The organism is Xenorhabdus khoisanae, assembly GCF_001037465.1.
Taxonomy (GTDB): domain Bacteria; phylum Pseudomonadota; class Gammaproteobacteria; order Enterobacterales; family Enterobacteriaceae; genus Xenorhabdus; species Xenorhabdus khoisanae.
Window position 1 is genome coordinate 1 of record NZ_LFCV01000033.1, and the last position, 13,012, is coordinate 13,012.

Below are 13,012 nucleotides of genomic sequence, written 5' to 3' on the forward strand. Positions count from 1 at the left end.
GTGCGCTGCTGGTCAGGCTGCTGACCGCCGGTTCGCCCAGCGTGCTGGCCTCACCCGGCTGGTAGGGCAGGCGGATGCCCGGTGGCACTGAACCGCAGTCGTCAGCGAACACCAGCGTGTTGCGCCCGTTACTGCATTCGAAGAAGTAGAAAATCCCCTCTTCTGCCGTCAGCCGTTGCAGGAAATCGAAGTCGCTTTCCTGATACTGCACGCAGAATTCGCGCTCCGGGTGCGGGTGACGCAGGTTGAACACCACGTCGCGGATGCTGTGCTCCTTGAGGATTTTGGTGATGATGGCGGCGATATTGAGCTGCTGGAAGATACGCGAGTTCTGCCGCAGGGTAGTACGCCACAGGTCGGGGCGGATACTCATCCGGTAGGTGGTCTGGTGCAGGCCGGTGTTGCCCTGCTCAAAGCGGGTGACGATGCCGGTGACACTGCGCTGTTCGACACCGCTTTGCAGAATGGTCAGCGTCGCCGTGCGGTCAAGCACCAGCGGGAAGTCAATGGCGGAGTCGGCGCTCGCCAGCCCCACTTCCAGCGCAAAGGGGCGCGAGAAGTGTTCGCTCAGGCTGAAGTCGGTGACGACAAAGGTCTGTGCCGGCAACCCGCCTGCCGTCAGGGTAAACAGCAGGCCGCTGGGATCAGCGCCGCCGCCGCCCAGCCCCAGTTTTTGGCCCAGTTGTTGCAGTGCCTTCACCGCCCCCAGCTGACCTGCGGCGGCTTTGGTTGCCAATCCCGGCCCACCGAGGGCTTTGCCCGCATCACCAGTAAAGCCACCACCGCTGATCAGGCTGCCGGCACCGAGGCCGCCGAGTGATTTACCTGCACCGCCAATAAAGCCGCCACTGCTGATCAGGTTGTAGGCACTGAGACCACCTAATGTCTTGCCCACACCGCCGGCAAAACCACCACCGCTGATCAGATTGTCGGCACTGAGGCCACCGAGTGCTTTACCTGTGCCGCTGAGCGACCCGACCTTGCTGGCTATTCCAGACACAGAACCGAGCATATCGGCAGCTTTGCCAGCACCGCCGGGCAATCCGACCTTACCGGCTATTCCGGTTACAGAGTTGAGCATATCGGCGGCTTTGCCTGCTCCATCGGGCACTGTCACAGAGCTGAGGATGTCGCTGGCGTTACCTCCTGCACCCGACAATAGATCCTTGGCCTGTTTTGTTATCTCCTCCTGTCCCTGTTCTAACAGGGCTTTTCCTTCTTGCAGCTTTGTGATGTGCTTTTTCTCTGACATAGTCTGTCTCCCTGAGGTCATGCCGAAACGTTATGGAATAGGCTATCCTGCCTGATAGCAACGCAGGCCATAACATTCAGGCTCAAGATTTGAACCTAATTCTAACTCACGTTGTCTCTGACAAAATTGTTAATTAAGGGCGTTAATACGCTATATTGCGATAATTTGAGTAGGCGTTGGGTCGGAATATATCGTTTAATTCATGGAAAATAATAATGAGGGAAAATGATAGGTAAGAGATCAGTGAAAACCAAACGAAATCAAGTGAAATAAAAAATGGCATCCGGCAATAACAGCGCAAAAAGTTAAAATGATTGCCGTTGAAGAATAATATTCTGAAATTTCGCACATTATTAGCTTATGCAACTGATTAATATTTATCCATAAAAGGTGTTTTTTTCGTAACATTATGAGGTAAAAATAAAAAAAAGGTAACAGATTTGACAAAATCATGATCATTTTCATTTCATGAACTCGATCACAAAAAAACTGTTTTGAGAAATGAGTTTTTTATTTCCTGTCTTTTTTGTTTAATAAAAAAGAGCGTAATAATGAATGATATGTTTGCATTGAATATATAAATTCCAGCCATTCAAATAAAAGTAAATAAGTACAAGTTTTAGGTTGTAGTTTTCACAATCACCTTTATACTCTGGGGTGTTTTTTTCTTGTCGGAGTGCCTAGCGTTTACTTTGGGTCATACATAGTAAACACAGGCTGAGACCGTTAATTCGGGATCCGCAGAACCTGATCGGGCTAATACCCGCGAAGGGAACAAGAGTAATCACTCCGCTGTTAGTATCAGCGTACATCTATACAAATAGCGTGTACAAATACCAATCAGCATCAACCATTACTCCCTGCGAGCTCCAGACAAGCAATTTTCTCAACTTAAGCCTGTTCAGCAATGAGATAGGCGATAACACAGTCAGGAATTTGCTATGTCTAAGTCCAACAATACCGTTGTTTCCAATGCCGTTGTTTCCGGTTCCGTTATTCCAGCTACGGATATTTCCTCCAAAACCCACCCTGCAAGGCCGCGTAAAGCGCAACGAGACGCAGCTCAGGCATTTATCAGTTCCATTCAAGGCGTTGCTTTTCCCAATTCAAAGCGCATTTATCTTGAAGGTTCCCGTCGGGATATTCAGGTTCCGATGCGCGAAATTCAGTTATCCCCCACACTGGCAGGCGGCACAAAAGAGCAACCTCAATTTGAGGAAAACGACCCCGTACCCGTTTATGACACTTCCGGCCCTTATGGCGACCCCACTTCCGTGCTGGATGTGCAGACGGGATTACACAAGCTCCGCCAGCCGTGGATCGCCGAACGTGATGATACAGAGCCTGTGTCCGTTCTCAGTTCTGATTTTACGCAACAACGTCTCGCCGATGCCGGGCTGGATCACCTGCGTTTTCACCATCGCCCACATCCACTGAAAGCCAGACCAGGCAAGCGCGTTACCCAATTGCACTATGCACGCCAGGGCATCATCACGCCAGAAATGGAATTTATCGCACTGCGCGAAAATATGGGACGCGAGCGTATTCGCAGTGAAGTCCTGCTCCAACAACATGCAGGGCAAAGTTTCGGTGCCAACTTACCGGAAAACATCACGCCAGAATTTGTCCGTCAGGAAGTTGCTGCCGGTCGTGCGATTATCCCCGCCAATATTAACCATCCCGAATCCGAACCCATGATTATCGGCCGCAATTTTTTGGTGAAGGTTAATGCGAATATCGGTAACTCTTCTGTCACCTCATCCATTGAAGAAGAGGTGGAAAAACTGATTTGGTCTACCCGCTGGGGTGCAGATACGGTGATGGATCTCTCTACCGGACGCTACATCCATGAAACCCGTGAATGGATACTACGCAATAGTCCGGTTCCCATTGGTACGGTACCGATTTATCAGGCACTGGAAAAAGTCAATGGCATAGCGGAAAACCTGACATGGGAAATGTTCCGCGATACGTTGCTGGAACAAGCCGAACAAGGTGTAGATTACTTCACCATTCACGCAGGGGTATTATTGCGTTACGTGCCAATGACCGCCAAGCGTCTGACAGGCATTGTTTCCCGTGGTGGCTCGATTATGGCGAAATGGTGCCTCTCCCATCATCAGGAAAATTTCCTCTACACGCATTTCCGTGAAATTTGTAAAATCTGTGCCGCCTATGATGTTTCCCTCTCTTTGGGTGACGGATTGCGCCCCGGTTCCATTCAGGACGCCAATGATGAAGCTCAATTTTCTGAACTGCATATCTTGGGTGAACTGACCAAAATCGCATGGGAGTACGATGTTCAGGTCATGATAGAAGGGCCGGGACATATCCCGATGCAATTAATCCGCCGCAATATGACGGAAGAACTGGAGCATTGCCACGAAGCCCCATTCTACACATTAGGGCCATTGACGACAGATATCGCCCCCGGTTATGACCATTTCACCTCCGGCATTGGCGCTGCCATGATTGGTTGGTTTGGTTGTGCAATGCTGTGTTATGTCACGCCAAAAGAGCATCTCGGATTACCCAATAAAGAAGATGTCAAACAAGGGCTGATTACTTACAAAATCGCAGCCCATGCGGCTGATCTTGCCAAAGGCCATCCGGGTGCTCAGATCCGTGATAACGCTATGTCGAAAGCACGTTTTGAATTCCGTTGGGAAGATCAATTCAACCTCGCGCTTGACCCTGATACCGCCCGTGCTTATCACGATGAAACCTTACCGCAGGAGTCCGGCAAGGTCGCCCATTTCTGCTCCATGTGCGGGCCAAAATTCTGCTCAATGAAAATCACACAAGACGTACGTGATTACGCGGCAAAACTGGAACAGGAAGCCGGAATGGAACAGATGTCTGAAGAGTTCCGCACCCGTGGCAGCGAGCTGTATCACAGTGCTGAGGCTACCGCCAATGAAAAATCAGCGTGAAACACTGCATGACACACCATCATTTGCTCCAACCGCACATCGGTTGGGGCTGTATCCCGTTGTGGACTCTCTGATGTGGATTGAACGATTATTGGGCGCTGGCGTCAGGACTTTGCAACTGCGCATCAAAGATAAGCCCGAAGAACAGGTAGAGCAGGATATTCAGTCCGCCATTGCACTCGGCCGTCAATACAATGCCCGGCTGTTCATTAACGATTACTGGCGGCTGGCAATCAAACATCAAGCCTATGGCGTTCATTTAGGGCAAGAAGATCTGGATATCGCCGATCTTAACGCCATCCGGCAAGCGGGCCTGCGTTTGGGGATTTCCACCCACGACCAACAAGAGCTGGCGCGGGCAAAATCCCTGCGCCCCTCCTATATCGCATTAGGGCATATTTTCCCCACCACCACGAAAGAGATGCCGTCGTCACCTCAAGGTCTTGCAGCACTAGAACATCAGGTTGAGATCACACCGGAATATCCTACCGTTGCCATTGGTGGTATCTCGCTGGAACGTGTACCGGATGTCGTTGCAACAGGTGTTGGGGGCGTTGCATTAGTCAGTGCCATCACGAAATCGAAAGATTGGCAGCAAACCACAGCGAAGTTACTTCATTTAGTTGAAGGACAAGAGCGGAGGGATTTATGCTAAACGATCAAGAATTTATGCGTTACAGTCGCCAATTACTTCTGGAAGATATTGGCCCTGAAGGTCAGGAAAAATTAAAGAACAGCAAGGTGCTGATTGTCGGTCTGGGTGGCTTAGGTTCACCCGCAGCGCTCTATCTCGCCGCAGCGGGAGTAGGGGATCTTTATCTTGCCGATGATGACAGGTTGCATATCTCGAACCTGCAACGCCAAATTATCTACCGCACCGCAGATATTCCTGCCAACAAAGCCCAATCAGCAGCAAAACAACTGGCTGATTTGAACCCGCAGATCAATATCACTGACCTCTCAGAACGGCAAGATCGTGAGTCTTTGGCGAATATTGTCAGCCGGGTCGATTTGGTACTGGATTGCAGTGATAACATGGCAACCCGCCATGCCATCAATGCCGCCTGTGTTGCTGAAAACAAACCGCTCATCAGTGGCAGTGCTATCGGTTTCAGTGGCCAACTGATGGTTTTCGAATTTCCTTATCAACATGGATGCTATGCCTGTCTCTATCCTGATCAAGAAGAACCCCAACGCAATTGCAGAACAGCGGGGATATTAGGCCCAATCGTTGGTGTCATTGGGACATTGCAATCATTGGAAGCGATAAAAATGCTGGCTGGCCTCCCCTCTCCTTTGAGTGGAAAACTCCGGCTGTTTGATGGCAAACAGCAAAGTTGGAGCACGTTACAACTGACTCGCTCACCACAGTGTCCAGTTTGCAGCTCAGTTATCGAAAACGCCAATATCGATAAACAACGGGCAGGAAAGAAGTCGTATGAACATTATCGTTAACGATCAGGTGATGACACTCAGTACCCCCATGACGGTGCAACAGTTGCTGGAACATATCCAGCGCACTCAATCCGGCACCGCATTGGCTATCAATCAAACCATCATTCCACGCTCAGAGTGGCATACCCATCAGGTGAATGACGGGGACAATATCTTGCTGTTTCAGGCCATTGCTGGTGGCTAATATTGCTGGAGGCTAATTATGTTAAAGATTGCTGATACCACCTTCGACTCCCGTCTGTTTACCGGAACAGGCAAATTTGCCAATGCCGGATTAATGATCGAAGCAATTCGGGCCTCAGGCAGCCAATTAGTCACAATGGCGATGAAGCGTATTGATCTCCATGGGAATGACGATGGTATTCTCGCGCCCTTGCAACAGTTGGGCGTTAAACTACTCCCCAATACTTCTGGAGCCAAAACGGCGGAAGAAGCCATATTTGCTGCTCGTCTTGCACGGGAAGCGCTGGGAACTCACTGGGTTAAACTGGAGATCCACCCCGACGTAAAATACCTGCTACCTGACCCGATTGAGACACTGAAAGGCGCAGAACAGTTAGTGAAAGAAGGATTTGTCGTCCTGCCTTATTGCGGCGCTGATCCTGTTCTGTGTCGGCGGTTGGAAGAAGTCGGCTGCGCGGCTGTCATGCCATTAGGGGCTCCCATTGGCTCAAATAAAGGATTACTGACGCGTGACTTTCTGCAAATCATCATCGAACAAGCCAATGTGCCTGTCGTTGTGGATGCAGGGATCGGCGCACCCAGCCATGCGCTGGCAGCCATCGAAATGGGTGCAGATGCCGTGCTGGTCAATACCGCCATCGCTGTTGCCCGCAACCCTGTCAAAATGGCACAGGCGTTTAAAACCGCCATTGAAGCAGGCGAGCTTTCACATCAGGCAGGCGTAGCAAGCCAAAAATCCCATGCAGAGGCTTCCAGCCCCCTCACCGAGTTTCTGGGGGCGTTATGACCAACAGTACATTTCGTCACAGTACATTTCGCCACAATACGTTTCGTCAACACTGGCAACAATTGGATTGGGACGACATCACCCTGCGCATCAACAGCAAAACATCGCGGGATATTGAACATGCACTAACCAGTGATCACTTAACGCTGGATGATTTTATGGCTTTGCTCTCCCCTGCGGCTCTGCCTTATCTTGAATCACTCGCTCAACGCGCACAGCAACTGACCCGACAGCGTTTTGGCAATACCGTGGGATTTTTCATCCCACTTTATCTTTCCAATCTGTGCGCCAACGACTGCACCTATTGTGGTTTCTCTATGAGTAATCACATTAAGCGCAAGACACTCAATGAACAGGAAATCGAAGAGGAATGCCTTGCACTGAAAAAGCTGGGGTTTGAGCATATCTTGCTGGTAACGGGAGAACATCAGAATAAAGTTGGCATGGATTATTTTCGCCGCTACCTTCCTCTGATCCGCCGCCATTTCAGTTCAGTTTCAATGGAAGTCCAGCCACTGGCACAAGAAGAATACGCTGAGTTGAAAACATTGGGACTGGATGGCGTGATGGTCTATCAAGAAACCTATCACCAACCCAGCTACCAATTGCACCATTTGAAAGGCAAAAAGCAGGATTTCCACTGGCGATTGGAAACCCCGGAACGCCTTGGGCGGGCAGGTATCGACAAAATCGGGCTGGGTGCCCTGATTGGGCTGTCCCACAATTGGCGAACCGACTGTTATATGGTGGCGGAACACCTCTTTTTCCTGCAAAAACAGTTTTGGAAAAGCCGCTATTCCATCTCCTTCCCACGGCTACGCCCCTGCGCTGGCGGCATTGAGCCAGCCTCTTTGATGAATGAAGCGGAGTTAGTACAACTCATTTGCGCGTTCCGCCTGCTGGCACCGGATGTCGAACTTTCTCTTTCAACCCGTGAATCACCCTACTTCCGCGATCACGTTGTACCACTCGCTATCAATAACATCAGTGCCGGCTCCAAAACCCAGCCCGGCGGTTATGCTGACGGTCATCACGAGTTGGAGCAATTCGCTCCTCACGACAATCGCCCTGTTTTTCAGGTTGCCGAAGCCTTAGTTAAATCAGGTTTACAACCCGTTTGGAAAGATTGGGACAATTATCTGGGGCGATAGTTATTTTATTTGGGATAACAGTTAATTAGTGCCATCGCTACTTGATATAGCCTATGACTTGAGGGTGCTGCAATTGCAGCACCCTCAATAAGGGGTAAAAACATATCCAAACGTTTTACAAAGAAATACATTAACGAATTGGTCGAAGAAGTTAAGGAAAGTGTTTCTCTTTGGCCTGAATTGGCCAAAGAGAATGAAGTACCGCTTTCATTAATAGAAGAAATTGAAGCTAACCTTCGTCTGGATATTTAATTAAGCAATTAACTTAAATCATGCAGGTGTTTTCTCAGCGACGACATCAATTTGAAATCAGAGAATTTCACCTGTAACCCTTCACGTTCTGGTGAACAACACATAGCTCCAACAAAGATACGCTGACTATTCAGCGTAAAAGGAGATAATCTCAGTAATGGCCATGTCACACCATCAGTGGAATATTGCAACCGGATAGCACCGTTACTATAAGTCAGTCGTAGCCAAAATTTATCGGGATTACCCTGAAAAACCCCCATCGCCCAGTCAGACTCACCATTCGTCAGTACACTGCCAATCGTTGCCTGCCCGTCTGAATGCTCAATGCCAGCTTTTAGCCAATGTTGTTCATCCACCAGCAACATAATGCCCGCCTGATCGTATAACTTCTCAAACTGCCCTTCTATGCAAAGCTGAAAAGTAAAACCAGCATCAAGCTGAAAATCATCAACATAACCGCCAAATACATGACCGCTATGACGTTGAAAGCCATACCACGTATCACGCCAGAAATCGGTTTTATTATCCGTCGTGACATAAAGCTCATCTTCCTGACACTGCCAGGAAGCCGGTTCATTTAACCAATGACATTGCTGCAAATTCATCAATATTTACCCTGTTATTTTTTGGTGGGATTAATCAAGCCATACCCCGCCAACAATGAAAGAGAAAGCAAAGCAATACAGGCAAAAGCACCATGTAACGTAACTTGGTGCGCTAAACCTCCGATAATTGCCGGGCCAAGCAAAATGCCCGAATATCCCATCGTCGAAACAGCAGAAACAGCCAGCGCATCAGGCATGACTTTCTGTTGCCCTGAAGCAGTGAAAAACATCGGGGCCAAATTAGATAACCCAGCACCAATCATCAGGAAAGCAATTGCTAGCTGAACAGTACCCGTTGCCAGATAAATCAGAACAAAACCCGAAGTCGCCAAAATGGCACTGCCCAAAAATACACGCCGATACCCGAACGCCGCAATGATCTTATCACCCAGAAACCGGCCACATGTCATGGTAATCGCAAAAAGGGTATAACCGAACCCGGCTTGATGGCTGCTCATGTTATGCACACTGCTTAACAAGATCCCGCTCCAATCCAACATCGAGCCTTCCATCAGATAGACAACAAAACAGAGAGAACCAATCAGTATGACAATGCCACGCGGTAAGGCAAAAAATGGCGTATCTTCCGTTTCAGTGTTATCCAGTAACCCATTCCACGCAGGCAATAACAGTAAAATCACGAATAAAGCCACAGCAATTGTGACCTGAAACGGAGGAATACCCATAAACAGCAATAAGCTGACAGAGCCTGCTCCCGCAATTCCACCTAAGCTGAACAACGCATGAAAGCCTGACATAATCGGCTGGTGTACTCTTTTTTCAACATTGACCGCATGAATATTGATGACGACATCGCTCGCCCCAATTCCTGCACCAAATAAAAACAGAGCACAAGCCAACGTCAGTGGCGTCGAAAGCACACTTAACGCCGGCAATACCAAAATAGCCAGCAAAGCAAAAAAGGTAAAAACTTTTCGGCAACCAAAACGAGTCGCCAACATTCCTGCTATCGGCATCATGATAAAAGAGCCAATACCAAACAACAGTATCAGCAACCCAATTGAGCCATCATCTAACCCCAAGCGTTCCTTCACCAATGGGATCAGGGGTGCCCAACTCGCAATACTGAATCCCGCAATAAAAAATGAAATTCGCGTTGCCATAACAGGCTGCTTTATTGAAGAGATTGTATATTCTTCAGACAATTCAATTCCTCCAGACAAGATTCCTAAAAAACAAGACTTCTAAACAATATTTTCAAATAACGCTTTAAAATATGTTATTAAAATATGCCCTCTACTGACTTTAGTGGAGGGCATTAAATATTGCTCATCAAGGCATTACATTAACTTCACATTTATTCCAGAAAACTGGGGAATATCCGCTAACCCTTCAATGACACGGGTCGCCTGCTTATACTGTTCTGTCAACGACAAAGCGTGAGGCCAGGCATAGATACATGGAATACCCGCCTGTTTTGCCGCTTCTATTCCCAAATCAGTATCTTCAATCACCAGAGTTTGCTGAACATCCATCGCTTTCAGTTTCAACATTGCCAGATAAGGATCAGGGAAAGGTTTGGTTCTTTCCACATCATCACCAGAGATCAGGGCCGGTGATTCATCCAGATCCAACAATCTTAAATTCGCCAAACATACATCACGCGGAGCAGTGGAAACAAATCCAAAATGAGTGCCATTTTGTTGCAAGGCCGCAATCAAGCTAGTAATCCCCGGACGCAGATAATGTTTAGACAATTTTTCTTGATAACGCGAAATAATCCTTTCAGTAATACCTTGCTGCATTGATGCCGGAAGGCCAATCGCATCCAGTGTTTCCGCCAGGCTTAATCCAATCAATTGCTGCGGCTGAATATCCTTCACGTGCTCTGGTGCCTGTTCACCCAATACATCACCGACTACATCACGCAATACATCAAAATGCAGTTGTTCACTATCGACAATAACGCCATCGATATCAAAAATGACATTCCATTTATTCATCGGAAGCAGTGCCTCAAAACAGTTAATTATTTTAGATCAGATATCCTAATCAACACTTTGCAATTTGGGGTATTGAGAGGAACTTGGGCTTTCGCCGTAAGATCACAGCCGACAATGAGAAAAGCCTGTTGGTAATCTTTGAAAGCAAAGGTCTGACTAATCAAACGCCCTACAGGAATGACGCCATCACGGATCATGGCATAGGCACGCTCAAAGCTATTGTTCAGGGAATCAATGGAGCCAATGACAGAAAGGCTTTTATCCGCAATTTTCATGATATCCAGACTGGCATGTTTATCCTTCAGGGCAACATTCAGCAGTTTTCCTCCGGGTGCCAGATGATCGAAAACATATTCGGTCAATTGCCCTGTTGTATCCACGCACAAATCAATCAACGTCGATTGATCACCATATTCTTGCATCAGTGCCGTATCAAAATCGGAGTATAACTGACATTCTGGCGGCAAATTATCTTTGGCGAATTGCATCCGGCTCTCATTTTTCTCAACCATAAATGCCTTCACGCCCCGCTCATACAGTGCCCAAATGTACAACATCCCCATTGGGCCAGCGCCTGCCACTACCGCACGAATATTCGTATGGGTGATCCCCAGTTTATCCACGCCGGTTAATGTGCAACTTAGTGGCTCAGTCAACGAAGCCTCTTCCATACTGACGTGATCGTCCAACTTAATCAGCAAGTTTTCTTTTGCCAGATATTGACCGGCAAACGCGCCATCATAGGAAACACCGGCTTCTGTCCCAAACTTTCTCTCACAATGGTTGGGATTTCCTATCTGGCACATCCGGCAATGTCCACAAAAGTAGGTCGGGTTAACGACAACACGATCTCCCACCTGAAACTGAGTCACACCGCTACCGATTTCAGCCACCACACCAGCGGTTTCATGACCCAACGTCGTCCCCGATACGGCAACAGGATAAGAACCCGTAATGATCCCTACATCCGTACCACAAATGCCACACACGGCGATATCAACAACAACATCATCCGGTTCAATACAGGACAAGGGTTCAACTTGTTGAAGCCCGACGTTCCATGCCTGATGGTATTTAAGCGCTAACATTATGCAATCTCCCTATATTCATGTGTGGCAGAGCTTAACTCTGAAAAAGTCAGGTCTATCTTATGCAGGATTTCATTCAAATGTTCTTGTGTACAAATCAACGGTGGACGCACTTTGATTGCCTTTCCTTTACCATAGCGGGAGCCACGCAGAATTAAGTGGTGGCGGCTGGCAGTTGCGATGGCCTGTGCAGCAAATTCCGGGTTTGGTGTATCAAAGCCATACATATAACCTACCCCTCTGACGCCTGTGATTTCAGGATATTTATGCTGTAACTTCAACAAACCATCACGCAGATAGGCTTCATTTTGTTGTACATTTTCCAGGATTTTGTCATCTTCAATAATGTCGATGATTTCGTTGAGGGCAACTAAAGAGAGAGGGTTGGCACCAGAAGTGCTGGAATGTTCAAATGATTCCAACACATCCAGTGAATGACGCATCAGTACACCACCAGTCGGAATACCAATACCGCCAGCACCTTTGGCGAAAACGATAATATCCGGCTCCAATTCCTTGGCATAGCCTGCCGATGCAAAGAAAGTTCCTGTACGACCAAATCCGGTTTGTACTTCATCTGCAATAATGATGATGCCATATCGGTGGCAAATCTCCCTGATCTTGCGGTAGAACGCCACAGGGAAAACCGTGTTTCCGCCGTTCCCCTGAATCGGTTCAATAATCAGACATGCAATATTGTCGCTAGAGCCTAATTGAATGAATTGCTCTAAATCAACAAATTTATCTTCTTCCAACTGTGATTGTGATTCAGCCAGAACACTGGCAGGAGCAGGAATTTTTATCGAACCATCGATATTAATATGAAAGTCTTTAATTCTGAATGCGTTACCCGAAATATGAGCTGTTGCTAAAGATTGACCGTGGTGAGCAAGAAAGAACGAAATAATGCCTGAACGCCTTGTGGCTTTTTGTGCTATCCGAATGGCACATTCAACCGCACCAGAGCCGGAAACATCTCGCAACCAGATACGATCTATTCCCTCTGGGGTATATTTCTGTAATTTAGTCAAAATATACTGTGACATTTCACGTGTATAAGCCGAACTTAAATGCGTACATCTATCAATCTGCTGCTTGAGTTTTTCTGCAATCCTCTGATTTGTGTAGCCAAGCGGCAAATTAAACGTACCTGATGCCGCATCAATATATTTTTCACCATCAATGACCAAATAAGGGCCATGACCCACAAAACGAGAAAGCATCTCTTCAAGATCGTTTTTATTTTCCATAATGACTCACCACCAATTAGTTATATTAAACAATAAGAAAACACCTACTGTGATGAGAACAGCTTAAGCACATTTAAATTTTATTTCGATCA

The 13,012-nt window shown here is 47.6% G+C and carries 12 protein-coding genes and 1 riboswitch; of the genes, 6 read left to right on the top strand and 6 right to left on the bottom strand.

Annotation, left to right across the window (positions count from 1 at the left end; all coding sequences use genetic code 11):
- Positions 1–1,252: type VI secretion system tip protein TssI/VgrG (gene tssI / locus AB204_RS06190; RefSeq protein ID WP_235428037.1), on the bottom strand; the 1,252-nt coding region annotated here is incomplete at its 3' end.
- A gap of 662 nt (positions 1,253–1,914) precedes the next feature.
- Positions 1,915–2,043, top strand: a riboswitch (TPP riboswitch).
- Between the two features lie 150 nt (positions 2,044–2,193).
- On the opposite strand from tssI, the gene thiC reads away from it, so the two are divergent.
- From thiC to thiH, 6 genes are read left to right on the top strand one after another with little or no spacing between them, the layout of a single operon-like run.
- Positions 2,194–4,185 carry a phosphomethylpyrimidine synthase ThiC gene (gene thiC, locus AB204_RS06195; RefSeq protein WP_047962512.1) on the top strand — a complete coding sequence of 664 codons (1,992 nt, stop codon included), beginning with the start codon at positions 2,194–2,196 and terminating at the stop codon, positions 4,183–4,185.
- Complete coding sequence (gene thiE, locus AB204_RS06200) at positions 4,169–4,840, top strand: thiamine phosphate synthase (protein ID WP_047962513.1); 672 nt, start codon at positions 4,169–4,171, stop codon at positions 4,838–4,840. The genes thiC and thiE overlap by 17 nt, the downstream gene beginning before the upstream one ends.
- Positions 4,834–5,640 (top strand): HesA/MoeB/ThiF family protein, encoded by an 807-nt coding sequence (locus AB204_RS06205; RefSeq protein WP_047962514.1) that lies wholly within the window; start codon positions 4,834–4,836, stop codon positions 5,638–5,640. Before thiE ends, AB204_RS06205 begins: the two co-directional genes overlap by 7 nt.
- Positions 5,624–5,824: a sulfur carrier protein ThiS gene (thiS, locus tag AB204_RS06210; protein WP_047962515.1), complete on the top strand. Its 201-nt coding sequence runs from the start codon at positions 5,624–5,626 to the stop codon at positions 5,822–5,824. The genes AB204_RS06205 and thiS overlap by 17 nt, the downstream gene beginning before the upstream one ends.
- Positions 5,825–5,842: 18 nt before the next feature.
- A complete protein-coding gene (locus AB204_RS06215) occupies positions 5,843–6,610 on the top strand; it encodes a thiazole synthase (protein WP_047962516.1) in 768 nt (255 codons plus the stop codon).
- Complete coding sequence (gene thiH / locus AB204_RS06220; RefSeq protein WP_047962517.1) at positions 6,607–7,761, top strand: 2-iminoacetate synthase ThiH; 1,155 nt, start codon at positions 6,607–6,609, stop codon at positions 7,759–7,761. The genes AB204_RS06215 and thiH overlap by 4 nt, the downstream gene beginning before the upstream one ends.
- 260 nt (positions 7,762–8,021) lie before the next feature.
- Here the strand turns inward: thiH and AB204_RS06225 are convergent, their stop codons facing one another.
- The 5 genes from AB204_RS06225 to AB204_RS06245 all read right to left on the bottom strand — a co-directional run bounded on the left by AB204_RS06225 (position 8,022) and on the right by AB204_RS06245 (position 12,920).
- Positions 8,022–8,618 carry a DUF1349 domain-containing protein gene (locus AB204_RS06225; RefSeq protein WP_047962518.1) on the bottom strand — a complete coding sequence of 199 codons (597 nt, stop codon included), beginning with the start codon at positions 8,616–8,618 and terminating at the stop codon, positions 8,022–8,024.
- A gap of 14 nt (positions 8,619–8,632) precedes the next feature.
- Positions 8,633–9,742: an MFS transporter gene (locus AB204_RS06230; RefSeq protein WP_200898207.1), complete on the bottom strand. Its 1,110-nt coding sequence runs from the start codon at positions 9,740–9,742 to the stop codon at positions 8,633–8,635.
- Positions 9,743–9,919: 177 nt separating this feature from the next.
- On the bottom strand, positions 9,920–10,582 hold the full coding sequence (locus tag AB204_RS06235) for an HAD family hydrolase (protein ID WP_047962520.1): 663 nt from the start codon (positions 10,580–10,582) through the stop codon (positions 9,920–9,922).
- 26 nt (positions 10,583–10,608) lie between these two features.
- A complete protein-coding gene (locus AB204_RS06240; RefSeq protein ID WP_047962521.1) occupies positions 10,609–11,670 on the bottom strand; it encodes a zinc-dependent alcohol dehydrogenase in 1,062 nt (353 codons plus the stop codon).
- Positions 11,670–12,920, bottom strand: a complete 1,251-nt coding sequence (locus AB204_RS06245; RefSeq protein ID WP_047962522.1) for a class-III pyridoxal-phosphate-dependent aminotransferase — start codon at positions 12,918–12,920, stop codon at positions 11,670–11,672. Before AB204_RS06245 ends, AB204_RS06240 begins: the two co-directional genes overlap by 1 nt.
- Positions 12,921–13,012 lie beyond the last annotated feature (92 nt).